Source organism: Campylobacter sp. CFSAN093233 (genome assembly GCF_011068165.1).
Lineage (GTDB): Bacteria > Campylobacterota > Campylobacteria > Campylobacterales > Campylobacteraceae > Campylobacter_D > Campylobacter_D jejuni.
The window spans coordinates 32,497-55,366 of the sequence record NZ_JAAMWY010000003.1 but is presented as its reverse complement, the minus strand read 5'-3'; the positions used below and the strand labels follow the sequence as shown (position 1 = coordinate 55,366).

Here is a 22,870-nt window from a genome sequence, read left to right as displayed (position 1 = left end):
TTAATTCTTTAAGAAAAAATTTCAATCACACTTAAGGGTAAAATTTCATGTTCTAGACTATGAATTTTTTCTTCAAATTCTTCAAAACTCAAATTTCTTTTTTCAAAAGCTTTTTGAGCTATAATCATTCCACCATCAAGTTCTTCACTGACCCAATGCACACTGACTCCAGCCACTTTCATATCACTTTCATAACTTTCTTTAATCGCATGTGCTCCTTTAAAAAGGGGTAATAAAGAAGGATGAAGGTTAATTGCCTTAATATTTTTTGTAAAAACAGGACTTAAAATTCTCATAAAACCTGCTAATACAGTAAGATTTGCTCCACTTTCTTTGATTTTTTGTACCAAAATCGTATCAAATTTTTCACGAGTATTATAAGCCTTATGATCAACAATTACAGTATCAAGACCAAATTTTTTTGCCCTTTGTATACCAAAAGCATCTTTTTTATTGCAAAGGCAAAGTACTACTTCATAGGTATTTTCCCCTATGGTTTTTTTATGAAGTTTTTCTAAAATATTTTCTAAATTACTTCCATTTCCACTAAAAAGTACAGCTAATTTTACAAGCATTTTAATCCTTTGATAAGTTTTAAAGCGTCAAAGCTATTTTTATTAAATTTATATTTTTTTGCAACAAGTCCATGAGCTAAAGTAGCATTTTTTGCTGCTTCTAAAGCGCTAAAACCAAAACCTAAATGTGCAGCAATCATTCCACTTAAAACATCTCCACTCCCACCTTTAGCTAAGGCTTGATTTCCTAAATTTACAACAAATAATTTTTCTTTTTGCACAATAATAGGATTTGCTCCTTTTAAAACAAGAACACAATCATAATTTTGCGAAAATTTTCTAGCATAGAAAAAGCGATTTTTTTGCAATGTTTCTATATCTAAATCCTCATCAAAGCACATTTTATAAAGTTTTATAAATTCTTTTGGATGAGGGGTTATAACAACATCTTTTCTGTTTAAATACCAAAGCAAAGCTTCACTTAAAAAGCAGTTTGCATCCAAGATCAAAGGAGTGTTTTGCAAAATTTCATCTTTTAGAAAATCCAAATTTTCAAGCCCCATACCTAAAGCAATAGCACTTGCATTATTTTCAATTTTTTCTTTTAACATCAAAAGAGGCGAGAAGCTTTTTTGCGCTACTAAAGAAACAAGACCTGCTCCAAAATTTAAGGCTCCAAGTCCTGCTAAAGTTCCAGCGCTTGCATTGGCAACTATATAAATATGGCCAAAATTTCCTTTATTGGCGTTGATTTTTCTATCTATAGTTTTTAAATCTTTTTTTTCAAGCAAAAAAGCTTGAGAATTAGAGTAAAATTTCTTAGAGCTAATGCCTAAATTGGCTATTTTAATCCTTCCTACAAATTCCTTAGCAAAATCTTCAAATAAAATTTCCTTTAAAACTCCCATACAAAGTGTAATATCAGCTTTAAAACAAGGATAAAATCCCAAATTTGTAGGTATATCACAAGCTATTTTTAAAGCCTTACTTTGATTAACTTTTTGAATAATTAAACTTGTTTTTTCATCTAAACAACGATTTGAACCTGTACCTAAAATACAATCAATGATAATATGAAATTTTTTAAAATTAGGCTCCTTTTGACAAAATTTAAAAGCATAATTTTGTAAAATTTGCTCTTGTTTTTTAAAAAGCGTATTTTCTTTAAAGCCTATTTTATAAGCTTTAGCGTGTTTTAAATTTCTTAAAGCCACCAAGCCATCTGAAGCGTTGTTACCCCCGCCTAATAAAAAAAGTATTTTTACTTTTCTAATCTTGCGTTGAATGCGAATTTTTTTAGCTTCTTTTTTAATTAGCTTGGCTAAATTTAATCCCGCATTTTCCATTAAAATAAGCTCATCTAAGCCTTTATTTATAGCATTTTGTTCTAAAATTTTTATATTATCAATAATAGCTTTCATAATCTTTTTTCACCAAAAAATATATATTTTTTTCTCTTTCTTCTTCAAATTTTTTCATTTTGGGTAAAAATTTCTGGATCAAAGCACGAAAATTCTTAAAACCATAATTTTGCGGATGAAAATCCGAGTATTTGCGGTTCATATTAGTACGGATTTGTGCGTATTCGGCACGCCCTTTTTCATCGATAAGTTGTTCGGTGATATTGATTAAAGCTCTTAAATAATCCTTACTTAAAATATCTTCTTTTTTACTCTCATCTTTATCTAAATAAAAAAATTCACTAAAGGCATTTACATAAGATTTTATAGACTTTTCAAGCCCCATTCCTATAACTTGTTTTTTATTTTCTCTTAATTTTTGAATGAGTGAAGTATAATCACTATCGCTTGAAACAATAACAAAAATATCTATATTTTTTTCATAAAATATGGACATAATTTCAGTGATTAAATACATATCGCTTGAGTTTTTGTTGGCTGCAAAATTAAATTGTTGCATAGCGATTAAAGAATATTCAGCAATTTGCTCTCTCCAACCTTGTATATTTTTTTGGGTCCAATCCCCATAAATGCGTTTAATGATAACCTCTCCGTAATCTGAAGCGATATCAAAAATACTTTTAGCGTATTTTGCAGGGATATTTTCTGCATCTATAAAGATAGCTATACTTTTATTTTCCATTTTAATTCCTTGCTCTAAAGCTTAAAGCTTCTAAAATATGGGTTTTGCTAATATTAAGACTTTGTTCTAAATCCGCTATACTTCTTGAAACTTTTAAAATTTTATTAAGCGATCGCAAAGAAAGATTATAACGTGAAATTGCTAAATCTAGCGTATCTTTGGCATCTTTTTCCAATACACAAAAACGACTTAAATCTTCATCTTTTAATTTCCCATTAAATTCTTTTTGCCCCCGTTTTTTACTAAAAATAAAAGCTTGTAAAATTTTTTCACTCATTTCTTTAGAACTTATACTCGTTTTATCATCCTTGCTGATCTCATCCATAGCTACATAAAGATCAATCCTATCCATAATAGGAGCTGAAATGTGATTTTTGTATTTTTTAATCTCATTTTCACTACAAACACAAGAAAGATTTTTGGAGAATAAATTTCCACAAGGACAAGGATTTTGGGCAGCTATAAAGCTAAATTTTGTTTCATAAGTGATTTTAGAATTTACTCTTGAAATATGAATTTTATGATCCTCTAAAGGTTCTCTTAAACTCTCTATGATTTGCTTGTTAAAATGTGGAAATTCATCAAAAAACAATACTCCACCATTTGCAAGTGCGACTTCTCCAATTCTAGCATTTTTTGTTCCTCCGCCAAAAATACTTGCTCTTGTAGAAGTATGATGAGGATGACGAAAAGCACGAATTTTAGTAAATTCACAATCTTTTGAATCTAAAGACATATAAGCATTTTGCATTAAAATTTCATTTAAACTTTGAGGAGGCATGATATAAACAAGGCGTTTAGCACACATACTTTTACCACTTCCTGGACTTCCTTCAAATAAGATATTATGCATACCTAAAGCAGCTATCATACAAGCTCTTTTGGCTTTTTCCTGCCCTTTGATGTCTTTAAAATCAAGTTTAAAATCCATATTTTGTAAAAAAATTTCATTTTCTATTTGTAAAGGGTTTGCAAATAAAGGATGATTGTGAGAAAAACGAAAATTTTCATAATTTTTTTCTTTAAAAAACTCTATTGCTTCATTTAAATTTTCAAGTCCATAAACCTCTAAATTTGGTATCATGGAAGCTTTTTGTGCTATACTTTTTGGAACAATGATCTTAGCTTTTTTAATTTTAGCAGAGAGAAACAAAAGCAAAGAAAAAAGCTCATTTGTGCTTTTAATACTTCCATCAAGTCCTAATTCTCCTACTACAAAAAAGTCATCTAATTCTTCATTTTGCAAAAGGATTAATAAAGCGATAGCCAAATCAAAATGCGATCCCTTTTTTGGGATGCCTGAAGGACTAAGATTGATAGTGATTTTTTTAGCAGGAAAAGCAAAATCACAACTTAAAAGTGTGGCTTTGATGCGTTCGACACTTTCCTTAATCGCTGTACTTGCAAGCCCTACTATGCTTAAATTTGGCAAACCTCTTGTAAAAGTGGATTCTACCTCTATAATGTCTAAGCCTTCATGAAAGCTTATGCACTTTAGTTTTTTCATTTCTCTTTTTTATGATTTTTCTTTTTTTTCTTAAATTCTTTATCGAATTTTTGACGCTTAGTAAAGGAAATTTTTTCTATAAATAAATGTCCATTTAAATGATCATTTTCGTGTTGAATAGCCACAGCTAAAAAACCTTTTGCTTCAAGTTCTTTAAATTCTCCAAAGCGATCTTGATATTTAAGCAAGATATGATTATAGCGTTTCACTTCTTCAAAAAAATCTGGCACACTCAAACACCCTTCTGTGCAAGTGATCATTTCTTCATCTAAAGGAATAATTTCAGGATTGATAATCTCTAGCAAATCTTCTTTTTTTTGTTCATCGTTTTCATCAAAAATATTTACAAGTAAAACACGCAAAGGAATATCCACTTGAATAGCTGCTAAACCTACTCCATTACTTGCTATCATAGTTTCATACATATCATCAAGCAAGGTGTGAAGTTCTGTATCAAATTTATTTACAATTTCAGAGTTTAAAAAAAGTCTAGGATTGGGATAGGTGATAATTTTTCTAACCATTAAAAAACCTTTGTTTTAAATGATCTCCAAAGAAATCATTTAAAACTTTTTTCCAAAACCTTATCAATCAGCCCATATTCTTTAGCTTCTTGTGCTGACATGAAAAAATCTCTTTCTGTATCTTTTGCTATTTTTGCAACTTTTTGCTTAGTATTTTTTGCCAAAATATCATTAAGTATAGTTTTGAGTCTTAAAATTTCTTTGGCTTGAATTTCAATATCTGTGGCTTGACCTCTAGCTCCACCTAAAGGTTGATGAATCATAATACGTGAATTAGGCAAAGCAAAACGTTTTCCTTCTGCGCCACAACTAAGCAAAAATGCTCCCATAGAAGCAGCTTGTCCTATACAAATCGTACAAACATCAGGTTTGATATAGTTCATAGTATCATAAATACTAAAACCACTTGTAATTACACCACCTGGAGAATTGATATAAAGATAAATATCTTTTGTAGGATCTTCAGCTTCTAAAAAAAGAAGTTGTGCTACGATAGAAGCGGCAAGTTCATCATGAATTTCACCACTTAGCATAATAATTCTATCTTTTAAAAGGCGTGAATAAATGTCATAACTTCTTTCACCACGACTAGATTTTTCAATAACATAAGGAATAAACATTATTTATCTTCTTTCTCTTTTTTGCTCACTTTTTCCGATTTTTCTGTTTTTGGTATAAAAATATCATTAAAAAGTTTTTCTTCAATTAAAGCCATTTTCACAGCAGGCAAAGCTCCTTGTTTTTTATAGTTTTCTAAATGCTCTTTTGGATTCATACCATAGCGATATGCTTCAAAATAAATCGCTTGAATCAATTCTTGATCATTTACTTCAATCTTACGCAATTTTGCAAGTTCATCAATGATAAAAGTAAGTTTTACACTTTTTTGTGCTTCTTCTTTAAAAGAATCACGTTTTTCTTGATATTTTTCTTTACTTGCTTTAAGCTCTTCAATTTCTTTTTCGCTAAAAGTATTAAAAGCCGCACGCATCTGCATATCAGTTTCTTGTTCTACTATGCCTTTAGGTAAATCAAAATTATATTTTTCAATCAAAGCATCTGCAAATTTGCCTTTTAATTCATCATTTACAAGTTTGAAAAGTTTTTCATTTTTGATTTGCTCTTTTAATTTTTCATCTAAAACTTCAACACTAGCTTTTTCTTCTCCTGGTAAAAGTTTTTTAAGCATTTCATCATCAAGTTCTGGAATTTTAAGCTCTTGAATTTCATGTAGTTTTACTTTAAATACTGCATCTTTACCCGCTAAATGCGCTGCGCCGTATTCTTTAGGGAAAGTTACTTTGATATCTTTTTCTTCACCTATTTTCATTCCCACCATACCATCTTCAAAACCTGGAATAAATTGCTTAGAACCAATTTCTAAAACATAATTTTCAGCTTTACCACCTTCAAAAGCTTTATCATCTACAAAACCTTCAAAATCAAATTTTGCAAAATCACCTTCTTTTAAAGCTCTTTTTGTTTTTATAGCTTCAGGAGTAGCAAAACGCTTTAAAAGTTCATCTTTTTTCTCATCAATTTCTTTTTTACTTACTTTTGGAGTTTGATATTCAGGGATGAGTTTTTCATAACCCTCAAGTTTGATTTCAGGTTTAAAAGAAAGTATTAATTCAGCAATAATTTCTCCATCTTTACGATCAAATTTTTCAAAATATGGCTCACCTACAAGCTCTTTATTTTCTTTTTTAAGTTCTTGTAAAGCGCTATTTACAGCGGATTTAAAAAGATTTTGTTCTGCATCTTGAGTGAGCTCTCTTTCATATCTTTTAAGTACGGCACTTACAGGAACTTTTCCTGGTCTAAACCCATCCATTTTTACACTTTTAGAAGCTTTTTTTGCTAAATTTTCTACTTCACTTTTGATCATTCCTGAAGGAATTTTTACACTAGCAGTCGCATTAACAGAATCTAGTTGCTTTGCCTTTACTTCCATAGTTTTTTCCTTATAAAATAAAATTTGCCTTCAATGATAGCAAATTTTTCCTTATTACTTGCATAAAATTTTAAAGTAATTTATGATAAAATTGCAATATTACATTAATTATTAAAATATAAAAAATATTTTTGGAGAAAAATTTGCAAAAAAAATTTGAAGATTGTGTTAAAACCATACTTGGAATTATAGGAGAAAATCCAAATCGTGAAGGGCTTATTAAAACACCAAATCGTGTTTTTAAAGCTTATGAATTTCTTACTAGTGGTTATACGCAAAATGTCAAAGACATTTTAAATGATGCTTTATTTGAAAGCTCTAATAATGAAATGGTTTTGGTGCGTGATATAGAATTTTATAGTCTTTGCGAACATCATCTTTTACCTTTTTTTGGGCGTGCTCATGTAGCCTATATCCCTAATAAAAAAGTAGTAGGTTTAAGCAAAATTCCACGCCTTGTAGAAGTATTTGCAAGAAGACTTCAAATTCAAGAACAACTTACTGAACAAATCGCACAAGCTTTAATGGAAAATGTTGATGCAAAAGGTGTGGGTGTAGTCATAGAAGCAAGACATATGTGTGTTGAAATGCGTGGAATACAAAAAGCTAATTCCACCACTACAACTTCAGCTTTACGTGGAATTTTCTTAAAAAATGAAAAAACCAGAGAGGAATTTTTTTCTCTCATAAACTCTGCTAAACAGGTAAGATTTTAATGAATCTTGAAAAACTACGCTCCAAACTTGGTAAAGAAAATTTAAGTGCTATCTTTGGAGAGATTACAAAAATTTCTGCTACGAGTATAGAAATTCGTGGGCTTAAAACAGGGGTTGGAGATATAGTGAAGCTAGTTTCCAATGAAAATGAAAATTTAAACACTCTAGCTATGGTCGTAGAAATCAAGGAACAATTTAGCTATTTAAGCCCTTTTTCTTTTATAGAAGGTTTCAAAATAGGCGATCGTGCTTTCATAAGTGATGCAGGTATGCAAATAGGCGTTAGCGATGAACTTTTAGGCAGAGTAGTAGATCCTTTTATGCGCCCAAAAGATGGTAAAGGAGCTATAGAAGTAACCAAATATATGCCTATAATGCGTGCACCTATTGATGCCATGAAAAGAGGGCTTATAGAAGAAGTTTTTCCCGTGGGTGTTAAAACCATAGACGCGCTTTTAACTTGTGGTGTAGGACAAAAACTTGGTATTTTTGCAGGAAGTGGGGTAGGAAAATCCACTCTTATGGGAATGATAGTTAAAAATTCCAAAGCTCCTATAAAAGTAGTGGCACTCATAGGAGAAAGGGGGCGTGAAATTCCTGAATTTATACAAAAAAATTTAGGCGGAAAGCTCGATGATACAGTGATTATTGTTGCTACAAGTGATGATAGTGCTTTGATGCGTAAATACGGTGCTTTTTGCGCAATGAGTGTGGCAGAATACTTTAAAGAACAGGGCAAAGATGTACTTTTTATCATGGATAGTGTAACGCGTTTTGCTATGGCACAAAGAGAAATTGGACTAGCTCTTGGAGAGCCTCCTACAACCAAAGGTTATCCGCCAAGTGTTTTAAGTCTTTTGCCTCAACTCATGGAAAGAACCGGTAAAGAAGAAGGTAAAGGCACTATAACAGCCTTTTTTACCGTTTTAGTGGATGGTGATGATATGAGCGATCCAATCGCCGATCAAAGTCGTTCTATCTTAGATGGACACATTGTTTTAAGTCGTGAATTAACAGACTTTGGAATTTATCCTCCTATTAATATACAAAACTCTGCTTCAAGGGTGATGAGTGACATTATAAGTCCTGAACATAAACTTTGGGCAAGAAAATTTAAGCGTTTAAACTCGCTTTTAAAAGAAAATGAAGTATTGCTTCGCATCGGTGCTTATCAGAAAGGAAGTGATAAAGAACTTGATGAAGCTATTTCTAAAAAAGAATTTATGCAAAAATTCTTAGGACAAAATCCTGAAGAAAGCTTCGAATTTAATCAAACTTTAGAGCTTTTAAGTCAAATTGATGCACCAAATACTCCTTTGCTACCAACTCAAAATATAAATGTAGGAAGTGCAAGTGCAACCTTGCCTAATCCTAATTTAAAATAAAATTATTTAATAAAATAATCTCCATCAAAACTGATTAAAGAATATTTTCTTTCATCGCCTATGCTTTGAGTTAGCTCTTCTATGCTTAAAAAACTTAGCGTATCAGCTTCTACATATTCACGCACTTCTTCAGCATTTTTATTTGCGCTGATAAGTTCTTCAAAAGTTGGAGTATCTATACCATAAGTATCAGGAAATTTGATCTCAGGACAAGCTATGGCAAGATGGATTTTACTCGCTCCTGCAGCACGAAGTAAGGAAATTATTTTTTTAGAAGTAGTGCCACGCACCAAGCTATCATCAATGACTACAATTTCTTTGCCTTCTAAAACTTTACGCATAGGATTAAGCTTTAATTTTACTTTTAAATTTCTAAGCTCTTGAGTTGGCTCTATAAAAGTTCTTCCTACATAATGATTTCTTACTATTGCCATTTCAAGAGGGATTTGTAAATATTGAGCAAAACCTATAGCTGCACTTACTCCACTATCTGGCACAGGCACGACAAAGTCTGCTTTATAAGCAAATTTTTTAGCTAAAGCTTCGCCCATTTTTTTACGCACTTCATACACGCTTTTACCTTCTACTATGCTATCAGGTCTAGCAAAATAAATGTATTCAAAAGCGCAAATTCTAGGAGTTTGAGAAAAAAGTTCTATGCTTTCAAATTTATCATTTCCCTGAGTAAAAATAAGCATTTCCCCTGGTTTAACATCACGAATAAATTCAGCCTCTATAAGATCAAAAGCACAAGTTTCACTAGCAACTATATAGCCTCCATCTTTTAAACGCCCTAAAGACAAAGGACGCACCCCATGAGGATCTCTTACAATATAAAGCTTATCTTTGCTTGCTAAAACAAAACAATAAGCTCCTATACATTCTTTTAAACTCTCAATAAATCTATCTTTTAGACTTTCTTGCTTACTTCTTGCGATAAGATGAACAACATTTTCTGTGTCCATATTGGTTTGAAAAATAGCCCCATCTTGAATAAGTCTTGATCTTACTTCTTCTTTATTGACTAAATTTCCATTATGCGCTAAAGCAATATCACCTAAAACCGAAGTGGCTGCTATGGGTTGGGCATCGTTTAAACTTGAATTTCCTGCTGTAGAATAGCGATTATGCCCTATGGCGATTTCACCTTCTAAAGTTTTTAAATTATCGGGATTAAAAATTTGACTCACTTCACCTTTAGCTTTAATAGTCTTAATATTTTTACCATTACTCACACTAATACCACTTGCCTCTTGCCCACGGTGTTGCATAGCAAAAAGCGCATAATACGCATAAGTACTAGCATTTTTTGAATTAATAACTCCTACAACTGCACACATTTTAAATTCCTAAAAAATCATTGATTGAATACATTTTTGCTTCTTGCTTACTAAGCCAAATAGCGATTTTAATCGCACCTTTAGCAAAAGTCGCCCTTGAAGTAGCGGTATGATTAAGTTCTAAAAATTCTCCATCTTCATAAAAACCTACTGTATGACGTCCTACTATATCGCCACCCCTTAAACTCATCACGGCAATCTCATCTTTGCTTCTTTCACCTATAATGCCATCTCTTCCACTTACTCTTACTTTTTCAAGTTCTAAATTTCTAGCTTTTGCTACACTTTGAGCTAAAGTCATAGCTGTACCACTTGGTGCATCTTTTTTATGGCGATGATGCATTTCTAAAATTTCTATATCAAAATTTCTTAGCATTTGACTGGCTTTACTAGCAAGATAGTTTAAAACCGCAACACCTAAAGACATATTGGTCGCATAAAAAATCGGCATCACTTCACTAGCACTTTGCATCAAATGTAAAATTTTCTCATCAAGCCCTGTTGTACCTATTACCAAAGGTTTAGGTATAGTTCTTGCATAATTTAAAAGCTCATGAGTTCCACTTGGGGAAGAAAAATCAATAATCACATCGCTTTTTTCAAAAAGCTCTCCTAAATTTCCACCCTTATCATAAAGTATCGAAATTTGTGCTTGTGTTTCGCTTTTTAAACATTCTTCAATCTGTTTTCCCATTCGTCCTTTAGCGCCATAAATTCCTATTTTAATCATCTTTTTCCTTGAAAATAAAATATTGATTTTAGCATTTATTTTGTAAATTTTAAATAATAAAATTAAGCTTTATGGTTTTTTAATTTATATAAATTATCTAACAATTTTGCTTCTTCTCCTAAGCCCTTGCTATGATAAAATTTTAAATTTTTACTAAGATATTTTTGTTCTACCCAGCCACCAAAATCATGTGGATAAAGATAGTTTTGTTTTTCTTGATGATTGTTGTTAAGATAATTAGGTATTTCTAAAGCTTCATTATTTTTTACATAGTTTAAAGCTTCATTGATAGCTTTGTAGCTTGCATTAGATTTGATTGTGCTTGCTAAATAAACTACGCATTGGGCTAGGATAATTCTTGCTTCAGGATAACCTATATTTTTAACAGCCTCTAGAGTCGAAACCGCTAAATTTAAAGCATTTGGATCGGCATTTCCGATATCTTCACTTGAAAAAATCACCAAACGCCTAGCGATAAAATCCGCACTTTCTCCTGCATCAATAAGTCTTGCAAGATAATAAATAGCTGCATCAACGTCACTTCCGCGTAAACTTTTTATCATTGCACTTGCTAAAATATAATGTGTATCTTTTGAGCTAACACCTTCACTATTTATGGTGTTGCGAAGTTTTTTAAGATTTTCAAGACTGATATGTTTTTCATTTAAAACCAAGACAAATTCAAGCAAATTTAGCATAGCTCTTGCATCAGCACTTTTCAGTAGAAAATCTTTAGCTTCTTTATCAATACTAAATTTCATTTTTTCTTGTACACGCAAGAGTAAAGTTTCAAGTTCCTTTACCCCTAAAGATTTAAATTCAAAAAGCATGGAACGACTTCTTATACCAGAACTTAGAACAAAATAGGGATTTTCAGTGCTTGCGCCGATTAAAATTAAACGGTAATTTTCCATAGGAATTAAAAGCATTTCTTGTTGGGTTTTGCTAAGGCGGTGAATTTCATCAATAAAAATTAAAGGCTTATAAAGACTATTTTTATAATTATCTAAAATTTTTCTTAGTTCTTCGAGTTTAAAATTTCCTCCATCAAATTCATAAAAATCTAAGCCAAATTCTTTGGCTACAACTCTAGCAAAAGTTGTTTTTCCAGAACCTGCCGTTCCAAAAAAAATACTATGAGGAAGTTTTTGTAAAGCAGTAAATTTTTTGAAAATTTCTATAAGCTCATATTGTCCTAAAATATCATCAAAATTTTCAGGGCGAAAGGTCAAAGCTAGGCTCATTAATTTAAATCCATATTTGAAAATTCACTACCATTAATTTTTAGTTGAGGATTGGCTAAGCTATCATAAGATAAATTTAGAAAAAAGTTATTATTTTCTTTTAAAAAATATTGATTTAAACCTCCATAATCTTTTGTCCAAGGAAAAATTTCATCAGGCTCATCTGAACTGATAACTTGTAATTTTGCTTGATAAGAGTTGTTAATATTTAAATTGCCTTGTAGACTGATATTTTGTTTATTTTTTTCAAGAATTAAATTTTGTATTTCTAGATCAAGATTTTTTTGAATAAAATGAGAGATATTGAAATTTGAGTTAAGAAATTTATTTATGGTTATATTAAATTTTGTTTTGTCAAAATTTAAATTCTGACCCAATAAAGATTTAAGATCAATATCAATTTCATTGGATTTTCCTTGTATGTTTAAGTTTATTGTTGAATTTTCTTCATTAAAATTTACTAGATTTTTGCTATAAAAAGAATTGATTTTATTGTTATCTAACACAAGATAATCAAAGTTGATTTGTTGTTGGCTTTTGCTAAATAAATTTAATTCATAAAATTGTACAGGATTGTTAAAAAATTGTTCGTAATTTAAATTTTGCAACACAAATTTAGTATAAAATTGAGAAAAATTAATCATATCAAAATGTATTTTAATGTTTTTAATTTCTAAATTTTTATTCATTAAAGCTTCAATATATCCGCCGTTTATGATGGTATCTCCACCTTCATTGCTTAAATTTATATCTTTAATATTTAGAAATATTTTAGAGTTGTTATCGTGTAATTTGAGAGTAAAAGTTCCTAATTTATTGTTTTTTAACACTTTATCTAAAAAATCAAAAGGATTTGTAAAATTTCCTTTTATAATTTTATTTAAGAAAAAATAATTATTAAATTTAAGGTTGATTTTGGTTGAAAGCTGTGTATGAGAGTGATTTAAAGTAAAACTTCCTTTAGAGGTTAAAAAACCTTTTTTGAAGTAAATATCTGTAATTGTATAATCAGGATTGCTGTTTTTAATAAATTTATTAAATAAAAGTTCGTTAGTGTATCCTATATAAAATATATGAATAATAAAACCTAATATAAAACAAAAAACAATAAAAATCCATTTTTTCATTATTTGCCTTAGATGAAAATATAAGTGTTATTTTATAAATTGCTTGTTAAAAAAGAGTTTAAATTTTTATTTAAGAGTAATGAAGTAGTTTGCCGAAGAATGATTTTTATAAATCCCTTGTTAAGGGATTTATATTAATAAGCTTTTTTATAACATTGAATTTCAATTTTTCTAGCTACTGGAATAGCCTGAGTATTTGGTGTAGCAGGTATTCCATAAGAAATTTTACTTTCTAAAAAATTTCCAACCTGTAAATCTTTAAAAGTTCCATCTTTATCTGTTCCAAAAATACCACAATCATCCATTTCTATTTCGGTATTTGGTAGAACTTTTATAGCCATTTGTCCGCCATAAATAGAGTCAATAAGCAAGGTTTTATTGTTATCATAAATTTGTGCAATAGTACCTTCAAGTTTTAGACTATCTGCAAAAAGCATTGAGCTAGCTAAAAGTGCTGATGCGAATAAAATACTTTTTTTCATAATTATTTCTCCTTAATGTAAAGTGATGACATTATAAAATTTTTAAGTGAAGTGAATGTGAAATTAAAAATTTTTGACTTTCATAAAATTAATACGCTTTAATTATTTTCAAAAAAAGCTTGTGGAAAAAGATATAAACCTTCATTAAAAGGAGCTTTGATTAGAGTATATTGAAGATGAAATGGGGTAATGGAGTTAATAGATTGTTCTAAAAAAGTAGTGCAGTAAAAAGCATCTTTATCTGTACTTATGATAAATTTTCTGCCTAAATGTTCCAAAGCTTTAGCAACTATTTTTTGTTTGGTTTTTTCATCAAATTTTAATCTTTTAATAGCAATTTTATGACTCAGTTTTAAAAAATCATCCATAGAGCTTAAGATAACTTGGTTTTTAGCATTTTTGTCATCATCTGTTGTAGCATGTATGAGTATAGTTGGAGAAGTTTTAACTACCATAGCGATATGAGAATAAGGGCTTTGACTTAAATTTTCTATTAAAAAACTTTCACTTCCTATTCCTGCACGAAAGACAAGATCACCTATTTCAAGAAAAGGTAGATAGGGTTTTTTGATGATTTGATTTGAAGGATTGGAATTTATAAAGAAACCCAAAATTCCAATCAATAAAAATAAAATTAAGAAAAAATATAAAATTTTATTTAAGTAAAACAAGCTATTTTCTATCTTTTTTAGCAAGAAAAACATTGCTGCTTTGATTATTATCATTGTTAAATAACACTAAAACTCTGATTTTAGCAGAATCTTTATTGATTGTTTTTTCTTCAATTTGAATATTTTTAACACCACCCATTCTTTTTGCTTTGGCTGCATTTTCAGCAACAACTTGAGTGATTTTATCACTAACAAATGTTTTTTCTTCATCGCTTTTAGCTTCGCTAAGATCAATGTAACTCATAACAGATTTAGTATTACCACTGTAAAGATCTTTTGTAAAATTTTTAGCTAAATCTTCAGGATTTGAAGAACCGCAAGCCACTAAAAAAAGGCAACTAAAGCCAAGAAAGAAAGTTTAAAAAATTTCATTTTTTTCTTTTGATAGTATAAATTAAAATATTCATAATTATAGCAAAATAATTCAAAATTATTTTTTTATTCTTGTTTATAATGGTTACATTAGAAAATATATTTTTTTAAAAAAGCTATAAATTTAAACACATATAAGTTGGAGTTAAAATATCCTATTTTATTATCGAATAAAAATGATACAAAAGGATAGGATATGGAAATTTTTTTAGCTTTATTGGGTTTTTTCTCGTTAGGATTGATAGTTTGGCTTTTGCTAAAAGATTATACTACTCCAGCACTAGCTTTTATAAGTGTAAGTATTAGTGTAGCTTGTATTTTACTTATTCTTGAACGGCTTGGTTTTGGCGTGGGTGTAGCTTTAGGGGTTAAAGGAGGTGTTTTTGATATTAAAACATTGGTTGTTTTTATTAAAGATGGAGTCAAAAGCGTAACGGATACGGCAGCTTTGTTTGTTTTTTCTATACTCTTTTTTAGTGTTTTAAATGCAAGTGGTTTTTTTACTAAAATTTTAAATGCATTTTTATCAAAAATGAAAGCTAATATATATCAAGTTTGCATTCTTACTGTTTTTATTGCTGCTGCTGTACATTTAGATGGTTCGGGTGCTTCTACTTTTCTTATTGTAATACCTGCATTATTACCTATTTATGAGCGTTTAAGTATAAGAAAGACTTCAATGTTATTGATTATTACTTCAGCTATGGGGGTTATGAATGTTATTCCTTGGGGTGGTCCTACTTTAAGAGCGGCTACTAATATAGGAATGGATGCAAATTTGCTTTGGCACCATATTATACCTATTCAGATTGTAGGTTTAGTATTATCCCTTCTTTTGGCAATTTGGATTGCTAAGATAGAAATAAAAAGAGGCGCAGGCGCAGGTAACTTGTCGGGAATAAAATTAAATATAGAAAAAAGCGAGCACCATAATGAAAAATGGTTTTGGTTAAATTTGCTTGTAACTATTGGGGTTATTGGGCTTTTAATTAGTGGTATTATTCCTAGTTATATTTGCTTTATGATAGGGCTTGTAATAATTTTACCGCTTAATTATCCTAATTTAAAAATAGCTAAAAAAGTTTTAGATCGTGCAAGTGCTGGTGCAATGCTTATGTATATTACTTTAATTGGTGCTGGGATATTAATAGGCGTATTTGATAAAAGTGGTATTATGGAGAAAATGGGTGTTTTGATTTTAAATTTCGTTCCAGATTATTTAGGTACTTATATTCCTTTAATGGTAGGGATATTGGCTGTTCCAATGGCAATTATTTTTTGTACGGATTCTTATTTTTATGGAGTGATGCCTATAGTTTTGAGTGTAACTAAGGCTTTTGGTGCTGAACCTTTGACTATAGCTATTATCATGGTGATAGCAAGAAATTGTGCGACATTTATTTCTCCTGTTGTGCCTGCAACTTTGCTAGGTTGTGGTTTAGCAGAGGTTAATATTAGAGATCATATCAAAAGAAGCTTTTTTTATATATGGGGTATAAGTATTATTTGCTTGATTTTTGCTGAGGTAGCTGGGATAATATAATTAAAATAAAAGAACTTTTGATTTTTCAATGATTAGCTCATTGTTTTATGATATTTTTGAGTCAAAAATTTATAAAAATATAAGCGTTTTTTTGTATTATTTTATTTTACTTTAGAGAAAAATTATAAATTTAAACTTATAAGAATATTTTTTAAGTTGAAGGTAAATTTTAAAACGGAGAAATGATGTACAAAAAACAAAATTTACCAGAACTTACCTTAAGGGGTTTGATTTTGGGAAGTATTTTAACTATTATTTTTACAGCTTCAAATGTATATTTGGGGTTAAAAGTGGGACTTACTTTTTCATCATCAATTCCAGCTGTGGTCATCTCCATGGCGGTTTTGAGTCTTTTTAAGACTTCAAATATTTTAGAAAATAATATGGTTCAAACTCAAGCTTCAGCAGCAGGAACTTTATCATCAGTTATTTTTGTTATCCCAGGGCTTTTTATGTGTGGGTATTGGAGTGAATTTCCACTTTGGCAAACTTTTATGATATGTCTTTGTGGTGGCGGACTTGGAGTGCTTTTTACTATACCATTAAGAAGGACTATGGTGGTTGAAAGCAAGCTTGCTTATCCTGAAGGTAGAGCTGCAGCTGAAATTTTAAAAGTAGCCAATAAAGATCAGAGTAGTAAAAAAGGAAAACAAGGCATTAAAGAAATAGCATTAGGCTCTTTTATAGCTGCTATTTTTAGTTTGTTAAGCAATGGTTTTAAACTCGCTGCAAGTGAGAGTAATTTTGCTTTTATTTGGAATAAAATGGCTTTTGGTTTTTCTATGGGATATTCTTTGGCACTTTTAGGGGCAGGTTACTTAGTTGGTTTAGCAGGTGCTATAGCTCTTTTTGTAGGTATGTTTTTAGCTTGGGGTATTTTTACTCCCTATCTTTCAAATTTTGAATTCGATAGTGCAAAAAATGCCGTAGATTTAGCTTCTAGCGTATGGAGTTCTAAAGTAAGGCTTATAGGAACAGGAGCTATTGCTATAGCAGCGCTTTGGACTTTAATAGAACTTTTAAAACCCGTTATTAAAGGTATTAAAGAAATTGTTAAAAATGTTAAAATTACTAATCAAGAAAAAAATGAAAGAACAAATATAGACCTTTCTTTAAAAAGTATTTTTATACTTTTTGTTTTAATGGTTGTGGGTTTATTTATTACTTTTTATAGTTTTGTTGAAGATGCTAACTTAAGTATTTATTATCAAATGCTATTTTCATTTGTTGGAACTTTAGTTTCTGTTTTAATAGGTTTTTTTGTTGCAGCAGCTTGCGGATATATGGCAGGACTTGTAGGATCTTCTTCTAGTCCTATTTCTGGAATCGGACTTATTGGTGTTATTATTTCTTCTATTGTTTTTTTGGTTTTAGGTGTGGAACTTTTTCAAGATCCTATGCTTTCTAAATTTGCAGTAGCATTAGCTATTTTTACTACTAGTGTTATTTTAGCTACAGCTGCTATTTCGAATGATAATTTACAAGATTTAAAGACAGGACATTTAGTCGGAGCTACTCCTTGGAAACAACAAGTTGCTTTACTTGTAGGCTGTGTTTTTGGTGCTTTGGCTATAGTTCCTGTTTTAAATTTGCTTTATCAAGCCTATGGTTTTGTCGGAGCAATGCCAAGAGAAGGTATGGATGCTTCATCAGCTTTAGCAGCACCGCAAGCAAATTTAATGAGCACTATCGCCCAAGGAATTTTTCATCACAATATAGAGTGGGGTTATATGGCTTTTGGTGTATTTGTAGGAATTTTAATGATTATTATAGATAAAATTTTAAGAAGAACACAGAAAATGTCTTTGCCGCCTTTAGCTGTTGGAATAGGTATTTACCTTCCCCCTGCTGTAAATATACCTTTAGTTATAGGCGGAATTTTAAAATATATTGTAATGCAACACTTGACTAAAAAATATGCAAAAAATTCTCATAAAGAAGAAAAACTTGCAAGTTGTGAGCAAAGAGGCACGCTTTTTGCTTCAGGACTTATAGTGGGTGAAAGTATTTTTGGGGTAATTATCGCAGGAATTACTGTATTTTCAGTAAGTATGGGTGGTAGTGAAAATCCTTTAGCTTTAAATTTAGCAAATTTTCATGATAGCGAGCTTTTCGCACTTATCTTTTTTGTGGGAGTTGTATTATATTTCATTAAGCGTATTGTTAAAAAAGATGCTTAATTTTTGGGGTTAAAACCCCATTTAATCCATTCTGATATAATTTTTCTTTTGCAATTATCATTCAAGGATTAAAATGGAAAATTTATATGCTTTAATACTTGGAATTATAGAAGGTCTGACTGAGTTTTTACCTGTTTCTTCAACAGGACATATGATTTTAGGTACGACTATTTTAGGTATCGATATAGATGAGTTTTGGAAAAGCTTTTTGATTATCATCCAGCTTGGTTCTATTTTGGCGGTCATTTTTGTATTTTGGCGTAAATTGTTTCAAGGGCTTGATATTTGGTTAAAACTTGCAGTTGGATTTTTTCCTACCGGAGTTATAGGGCTTTTTGTGGCAAAATACTTAAATGCTTTATTTAATGGTTGGGTTGTGGTTGGAATGCTCATTTTTGGCGGTGTTGTGTTTATTCTTATAGAACTTGCACATAAAAATAAACAATATCGTATCAATTCTTTAGAAGAAATAAGTTTTAAACAAGCTTTTTGCATAGGTATTTTTCAATCTTTAGCCATGATTCCTGGTACTTCAAGAAGTGGAGCAAGTATTATTGGTGGACTTTTGCTAGGATTTAATAGAAAAGTTGCGGCTGAGTTTAGTTTTTTGCTTGCCATTCCAACGATGATTATCGCTACAGCTTATAGCATTTATAAAGAGCCTGAGCTTCTTAGCAATGCAAATTCTTTAATTCCTTTAGGCATAGGTTTTATCACTGCTTTTATTGTTGCAGTTTTAGTTATAAAATTTTTCTTAAAATTTATTTCTAAATTCGACTTTATCCCTTTTGGAATTTATCGTATTATTTTGGGATTTGTTTTCTTTTATTTGTATTATAGTGGGATTTTAAATGCTGGAAGTGAATTTAAGCTATAAATAAATATTAAATTTATTCTAAGATTTTTTTTAAAAATAAGCTGAATTTCAAAAATAATTAAGTCTTAGAAAGTTAAAATTAGAACTTTATAAACACTCACAGGGTAAGTGAGCGACAAAGGGTTAAAAATATGGAAAAAGAAGTTATTGCGTATTTGGACAATGAGACGATAATTGACTCTCAAAGTGTGAAAAATACAAATTTAAAAGAAATTTATTTTGATAATTCTAAAGAAAGTTTAGAAGTGATACGCCATTCTTGTGCGCATTTGATGGCACAGGCGATTAAGAGCTTGTATCCTGAGGCTAAATTTTTCGTTGGTCCTGTTATAGAAGATGGATTTTATTATGATTTTCGTGTAGAAAGTAAGATTGGCGAAGAAGATTTAGTAAAAATTGAAAAAAAGATGAAAGAACTTGCTGAAGCAAAGATTGAAATTTCAAAATATGAAATCACAAAAAACGAAGCTTTGGCTAAATTTCAAAATGATGATTTAAAACAAGAAGTTTTATTGCGTATTCCTGATGGAGCTGTAAGTATTTATAAACAAGGTGAATTTGAAGATTTGTGTCGTGGTCCTCATGTGCCAAATACGAAATTTTTACGCTTTTTTAAACTCACTCGTGTTGCAGGAGCGTATTTGGGTGGCGATGAAAAAAGAGAAATGCTTACTCGAATTTATGGGACTGCTTTTGCAGATAAGGAAAGTTTAAAAGAGTATTTAACCATTATTGAAGAAGCTAAAAAACGCGATCATAGAAAGCTTGGAACAGAGCTTAAACTTTTTACTTTTGATGATGAGATCGGAGGAGGCCTTCCTATCTGGTTAAGTAATGGTGCAAGACTTAGATCTAAACTTGAACATATGCTTTATAAAATTCATCGTTTGCGTGGTTATGAGCCTGTGCGTGGGCCTGAGCTTTTAAAAGCAGATGCATGGAAAATCAGTGGGCATTATGCAAACTATAAAGAAAATATGTATTTTACACAAATTGATGAACAAGAGTATGGTATTAAGCCTATGAACTGTGTGGGACATATTAAAATTTATCAAAGTGATGTAAGAAGCTATCGTGATTTGCCTTTGAAATTTTTTGAATACGGCGTAGTGCATCGTCATGAAAAAAGTGGGGTTTTGCACGGACTTTTTAGAGTGAGAGAATTCACTCAAGATGATGCACATATTTTTTGTATGCCAAGTCAGATTAAAGAGCAGGTTTTAGAAATTTTAGCTTTTGTGGATAATTTGATGAAATTATTTGATTTTAGCTATGAAATGGAAATTTCAACTAAACCTGAAAAAGCCATAGGTGATGATGAAATTTGGGAAATAGCGACTAAGGCTTTAAAAGAAGCTTTAGATGAACAAGGTTTAAAATACGGTATTGATGAAGGTGGCGGGGCTTTTTATGGGCCAAAGATTGATATTAAAATCACCGATGCTTTAAAAAGAAAGTGGCAATGTGGAACCATACAAGTAGATTTTAACCTGCCAAGTCGTTTTAAACTTGAATACACTGATAGTGATAATGAAAAAAAACAACCTGTAATGTTGCATCGTGCGATTTTAGGTTCTTTTGAAAGATTTATAGGAATTTTAACCGAGCATTGTGCGGGTGAGTTTCCGTTTTTTATCGCACCAACTGCGGTGGGTATAGTGCCAATAGGCGAAGCACATATTGCTTACGCAAAAGAAATTCAAAAAGAATTATTAGAGCTTAATATCGATAGCGAGGTGTATGAAAAAAATGAGAGCTTAAGTAAAAAAATTCGTATCGCTGAAAAGCAAAAATTACCTATGATTTTAGTTTTAGGCGATGATGAGGTGGCAAAGCGTAGCGTTGCTTTAAGAGATAGAAGAGCTAAAGAACAAAAAAATCTTAGCTTGGACGAATTTATTAAATTAGTTAAGGAGAAAATGAGTGAGGTACACTTTTGAGTAAAGAAAAAGAAGTATTGCTCAATGAAGAAATAAGAGCGGATGAAATCAGATGTGTTGGCGATGATGGCAAAGTTTATGGTATTATCAGTAGTGATGAAGCTTTAGAAATTGCAAATCGTTTAGGACTTGATCTTGTAATGATAGCTGCAGATGCTAAGCCACCTGTTTGCAAGATCATGGACTATGGTAAATTCCGTTATCAACAAGAGAAAAAACAAAAAGAAGCAAAGAAAAAACAAAAAGTGATTGATATAAAAGAAATCAAACTTTCTGTAAAAATTGCTCAAAATGATATTAATTACAAGGTAAAACATGCTTTAGAATTTTTAGAACAAGGTAAGCATGTGAGATTTCGTGTGTTCTTAAAAGGACGTGAAATGGCAACTCCTGAAGCAGGTGTAGCTTTGCTTGAAAAAATTTGGACTATGATAGAAAATGAAGCTAATCGTGACAAAGAGCCAAATTTTGAAGGTCGTTATGTAAATATGCTTGTAACTCCAAAAAAAGCTTAATCCACTTTTGTGGATAAGGCTTTTAAAGGTTTTAAATTTTGAAAGAAAATCCTTCTTTTTTAAAAGAGCAAATTATAACTTATCTTGGAAATAAAAGAGCACTTTTAAGTTTTTTAAATAATGGCTTTAAGGTAGCTAAAAAAGAACTTGGTAAAGATAAATTTAGTTTTTGTGATATATTTAGTGGCTCAGGTGTTGTAAGTCGTTTTGCAAAAGCACACTCAAATTATATTTTAGCCAATGATTTAGAAGATTATTCAAAACTCATCAATGAGTGTTATCTTGCTAATAAAGACAAAGATTTACTTCAAAATATAAAAAAGTATTATAAAAATTTAATCCAAAATTTAGATTTTCAAAAAGGTTTTATCAGTGAGCTTTATGCTCCAAAAGATGATGATGATATTAAAAAAAATGAAAGGGTTTTTTATACTTTTAAAAATGCTTTATATCTTGATACTATAAGGCAAAAAATCGAAAATGAAATTCCAAAAGAATTGAGGCATTTCTTTATAGCTCCTTTGATTTATGAAGCCAGTGTTCATTCAAATACTAGCGGAGTTTTTAAAGGTTTTTATAAGGGTAAGGATGGCATCGGAAAATTTGGTGGCGAAGGACAAAATGCACTTAAACGCATTAAAGGAGAAATAGAGCTTAAAATGCCTATTTTTTCAAATTTTTCTTGTGAATTTGAAGTGATGCAAAAGGATGCAAACATACTTGCAAAAGAACTTGATTTTTTTGATGTAGTGTATCTTGACCCCCCTTATAATCAGCACCCTTATAGTTCTAATTATTTTATGCTAAATTTAATTGCAAATTATAAAAAACCTGAAGAAATTTCTAAAATCAGTGGCATTCCAAAGGATTGGAACCGCAGTACTTTTAATAAGTCAAAATTTGCCCAAGATGCTTTATTTGAACTTATTAATGATTTAAAAGCAAGAGTGATTTTACTTTCTTATAATTGTGAAGGTTTTGTAAAAAAAGAAATTTTTTTAAAGCGCTTAAGCACTCTTGGAAAATGCCGGATTTTAGAGCAAAAATATAATACTTTTAGAGCTTCTCGCAATCTTAAAAATCGCAACATCCATCTTCATGAGCAACTTTATATTTTAGTTAAAAATTAGTTTTTCGTGCTAAAA

Annotated in this window: 22 protein-coding genes; 8 read left to right on the top strand and 14 right to left on the bottom strand. The window is 30.5% G+C overall.

The window, feature by feature from the left end; translation table 11 throughout:
• Nucleotides 1-8 precede the first annotated feature (8 nt).
• Genes purN through tig form a run of 7 tightly spaced genes read right to left on the bottom strand, consistent with a single transcriptional unit; the run spans nt 9 to nt 6,603 of the window.
• Entirely contained in the window at nt 9-575 is a 567-nt protein-coding gene (gene purN, locus FBF15_RS01845; RefSeq protein ID WP_165434540.1) for a phosphoribosylglycinamide formyltransferase, read from the bottom strand.
• Nucleotides 566-1,936, bottom strand: a complete 1,371-nt coding sequence (locus tag FBF15_RS01840; protein WP_004307574.1) for a bifunctional ADP-dependent NAD(P)H-hydrate dehydratase/NAD(P)H-hydrate epimerase — start codon at nt 1,934-1,936, stop codon at nt 566-568. Before FBF15_RS01840 ends, purN begins: the two co-directional genes overlap by 10 nt.
• A complete protein-coding gene (locus tag FBF15_RS01835; protein ID WP_002826913.1) occupies nt 1,920-2,618 on the bottom strand; it encodes an NYN domain-containing protein in 699 nt (232 codons plus the stop codon). Before FBF15_RS01835 ends, FBF15_RS01840 begins: the two co-directional genes overlap by 17 nt.
• A gap of 1 nt (nt 2,619) precedes the next feature.
• Nucleotides 2,620-4,125 carry a YifB family Mg chelatase-like AAA ATPase gene (locus tag FBF15_RS01830; RefSeq protein ID WP_165434539.1) on the bottom strand — a complete coding sequence of 502 codons (1,506 nt, stop codon included), beginning with the start codon at nt 4,123-4,125 and terminating at the stop codon, nt 2,620-2,622.
• A complete protein-coding gene (def, locus tag FBF15_RS01825) occupies nt 4,122-4,649 on the bottom strand; it encodes a peptide deformylase (protein ID WP_002917788.1) in 528 nt (175 codons plus the stop codon). The genes FBF15_RS01830 and def overlap by 4 nt, the downstream gene beginning before the upstream one ends.
• A 35-nt stretch (nt 4,650-4,684) precedes the next feature.
• Entirely contained in the window at nt 4,685-5,269 is a 585-nt protein-coding gene (clpP, locus tag FBF15_RS01820; protein ID WP_002806309.1) for an ATP-dependent Clp endopeptidase proteolytic subunit ClpP, read from the bottom strand.
• Nucleotides 5,269-6,603 (bottom strand): trigger factor, encoded by a 1,335-nt coding sequence (tig, locus tag FBF15_RS01815; RefSeq protein WP_002851938.1) that lies wholly within the window; start codon nt 6,601-6,603, stop codon nt 5,269-5,271. The genes clpP and tig overlap by 1 nt, the downstream gene beginning before the upstream one ends.
• A gap of 143 nt (nt 6,604-6,746) precedes the next feature.
• On the opposite strand from tig, the gene folE reads away from it, so the two are divergent.
• Both folE and fliI read left to right on the top strand, forming a co-directional pair.
• Nucleotides 6,747-7,319 carry a GTP cyclohydrolase I FolE gene (gene folE / locus FBF15_RS01810; RefSeq protein ID WP_002826917.1) on the top strand — a complete coding sequence of 191 codons (573 nt, stop codon included), beginning with the start codon at nt 6,747-6,749 and terminating at the stop codon, nt 7,317-7,319.
• On the top strand, nt 7,319-8,704 hold the full coding sequence (gene fliI, locus FBF15_RS01805) for a flagellar protein export ATPase FliI (protein WP_002900770.1): 1,386 nt from the start codon (nt 7,319-7,321) through the stop codon (nt 8,702-8,704). The genes folE and fliI overlap by 1 nt, the downstream gene beginning before the upstream one ends.
• Before the next feature lie 2 nt (nt 8,705-8,706).
• On the opposite strand, the gene purF is transcribed toward fliI, so the two are convergent.
• From purF to FBF15_RS01770, 7 genes are all read right to left on the bottom strand, one after another.
• Nucleotides 8,707-10,044 carry an amidophosphoribosyltransferase gene (gene purF, locus FBF15_RS01800; RefSeq protein ID WP_002857257.1) on the bottom strand — a complete coding sequence of 446 codons (1,338 nt, stop codon included), beginning with the start codon at nt 10,042-10,044 and terminating at the stop codon, nt 8,707-8,709.
• A gap of 1 nt (nt 10,045) precedes the next feature.
• On the bottom strand, nt 10,046-10,774 hold the full coding sequence (gene dapB, locus FBF15_RS01795; RefSeq protein WP_002860637.1) for a 4-hydroxy-tetrahydrodipicolinate reductase: 729 nt from the start codon (nt 10,772-10,774) through the stop codon (nt 10,046-10,048).
• 62 nt (nt 10,775-10,836) lie between these two features.
• Nucleotides 10,837-12,018, bottom strand: a complete 1,182-nt coding sequence (locus tag FBF15_RS01790; protein WP_002860636.1) for an AAA family ATPase — start codon at nt 12,016-12,018, stop codon at nt 10,837-10,839.
• Nucleotides 12,018-13,145 (bottom strand): hypothetical protein, encoded by a 1,128-nt coding sequence (locus tag FBF15_RS01785; protein WP_002869065.1) that lies wholly within the window; start codon nt 13,143-13,145, stop codon nt 12,018-12,020. Before FBF15_RS01785 ends, FBF15_RS01790 begins: the two co-directional genes overlap by 1 nt.
• 134 nt (nt 13,146-13,279) lie before the next feature.
• Nucleotides 13,280-13,627 (bottom strand): hypothetical protein, encoded by a 348-nt coding sequence (locus FBF15_RS01780; RefSeq protein ID WP_002867117.1) that lies wholly within the window; start codon nt 13,625-13,627, stop codon nt 13,280-13,282.
• A 98-nt stretch (nt 13,628-13,725) separates the two neighbouring features.
• Complete coding sequence (locus FBF15_RS01775) at nt 13,726-14,298, bottom strand: YiiX/YebB-like N1pC/P60 family cysteine hydrolase (protein ID WP_002825721.1); 573 nt, start codon at nt 14,296-14,298, stop codon at nt 13,726-13,728.
• A 1-nt stretch (nt 14,299) separates the two neighbouring features.
• Complete coding sequence (locus FBF15_RS01770; RefSeq protein ID WP_002854421.1) at nt 14,300-14,623, bottom strand: DUF4878 domain-containing protein; 324 nt, start codon at nt 14,621-14,623, stop codon at nt 14,300-14,302.
• A gap of 243 nt (nt 14,624-14,866) precedes the next feature.
• Between FBF15_RS01770 and FBF15_RS01765 the strand changes: the two genes are divergently transcribed.
• The 6 genes from FBF15_RS01765 (at nt 14,867) to FBF15_RS01740 (ending at nt 22,855) form a co-directional block, all read left to right on the top strand.
• Entirely contained in the window at nt 14,867-16,213 is a 1,347-nt protein-coding gene (locus FBF15_RS01765; RefSeq protein ID WP_002854418.1) for an SLC13 family permease, read from the top strand.
• Between the two features lie 182 nt (nt 16,214-16,395).
• A complete protein-coding gene (locus FBF15_RS01760) occupies nt 16,396-18,393 on the top strand; it encodes an oligopeptide transporter, OPT family (RefSeq protein ID WP_087696188.1) in 1,998 nt (665 codons plus the stop codon).
• Between the two features lie 73 nt (nt 18,394-18,466).
• On the top strand, nt 18,467-19,270 hold the full coding sequence (locus tag FBF15_RS01755) for an undecaprenyl-diphosphate phosphatase (RefSeq protein WP_032592228.1): 804 nt from the start codon (nt 18,467-18,469) through the stop codon (nt 19,268-19,270).
• Nucleotides 19,271-19,401: 131 nt separating this feature from the next.
• Nucleotides 19,402-21,210 (top strand): threonine--tRNA ligase, encoded by a 1,809-nt coding sequence (gene thrS, locus FBF15_RS01750; protein WP_002898796.1) that lies wholly within the window; start codon nt 19,402-19,404, stop codon nt 21,208-21,210.
• On the top strand, nt 21,207-21,725 hold the full coding sequence (gene infC, locus FBF15_RS01745; protein ID WP_002851726.1) for a translation initiation factor IF-3: 519 nt from the start codon (nt 21,207-21,209) through the stop codon (nt 21,723-21,725). Before thrS ends, infC begins: the two co-directional genes overlap by 4 nt.
• A 38-nt stretch (nt 21,726-21,763) precedes the next feature.
• On the top strand, nt 21,764-22,855 hold the full coding sequence (locus FBF15_RS01740) for a DNA adenine methylase (protein ID WP_002874903.1): 1,092 nt from the start codon (nt 21,764-21,766) through the stop codon (nt 22,853-22,855).
• The last annotated feature ends 15 nt before the right edge of the window (nt 22,856-22,870 follow it).

Bases quoted from the DNA above. Each gene is read 5' to 3' on its own strand.
- FBF15_RS01755 (WP_032592228.1), top strand. From the start codon at position 18,467: ATGGAAAATTTATATGCTTTAATACTTGGAATTATAGAAGGTCTGACT.
- FBF15_RS01840 (WP_004307574.1), bottom strand. From the start codon at position 1,936: ATGAAAGCTATTATTGATAATATAAAAATTTTAGAACAAAATGCTATA.
- purN (WP_165434540.1), bottom strand. From the start codon at position 575: ATGCTTGTAAAATTAGCTGTACTTTTTAGTGGAAATGGAAGTAATTTA.
- def (WP_002917788.1), bottom strand. From the start codon at position 4,649: ATGGTTAGAAAAATTATCACCTATCCCAATCCTAGACTTTTTTTAAAC.
- FBF15_RS01780 (WP_002867117.1), bottom strand. From the start codon at position 13,627: ATGAAAAAAAGTATTTTATTCGCATCAGCACTTTTAGCTAGCTCAATG.
- FBF15_RS01790 (WP_002860636.1), bottom strand. From the start codon at position 12,018: ATGAGCCTAGCTTTGACCTTTCGCCCTGAAAATTTTGATGATATTTTA.
- dapB (WP_002860637.1), bottom strand. From the start codon at position 10,774: ATGATTAAAATAGGAATTTATGGCGCTAAAGGACGAATGGGAAAACAG.
- FBF15_RS01830 (WP_165434539.1), bottom strand. From the start codon at position 4,125: ATGAAAAAACTAAAGTGCATAAGCTTTCATGAAGGCTTAGACATTATA.
- FBF15_RS01785 (WP_002869065.1), bottom strand. From the start codon at position 13,145: ATGAAAAAATGGATTTTTATTGTTTTTTGTTTTATATTAGGTTTTATT.
- FBF15_RS01765 (WP_002854418.1), top strand. From the start codon at position 14,867: ATGGAAATTTTTTTAGCTTTATTGGGTTTTTTCTCGTTAGGATTGATA.
- fliI (WP_002900770.1), top strand. From the start codon at position 7,319: ATGAATCTTGAAAAACTACGCTCCAAACTTGGTAAAGAAAATTTAAGT.
- FBF15_RS01760 (WP_087696188.1), top strand. From the start codon at position 16,396: ATGATGTACAAAAAACAAAATTTACCAGAACTTACCTTAAGGGGTTTG.
- clpP (WP_002806309.1), bottom strand. From the start codon at position 5,269: ATGTTTATTCCTTATGTTATTGAAAAATCTAGTCGTGGTGAAAGAAGT.
- purF (WP_002857257.1), bottom strand. From the start codon at position 10,044: ATGTGTGCAGTTGTAGGAGTTATTAATTCAAAAAATGCTAGTACTTAT.
- FBF15_RS01835 (WP_002826913.1), bottom strand. From the start codon at position 2,618: ATGGAAAATAAAAGTATAGCTATCTTTATAGATGCAGAAAATATCCCT.
- thrS (WP_002898796.1), top strand. From the start codon at position 19,402: ATGGAAAAAGAAGTTATTGCGTATTTGGACAATGAGACGATAATTGAC.
- tig (WP_002851938.1), bottom strand. From the start codon at position 6,603: ATGGAAGTAAAGGCAAAGCAACTAGATTCTGTTAATGCGACTGCTAGT.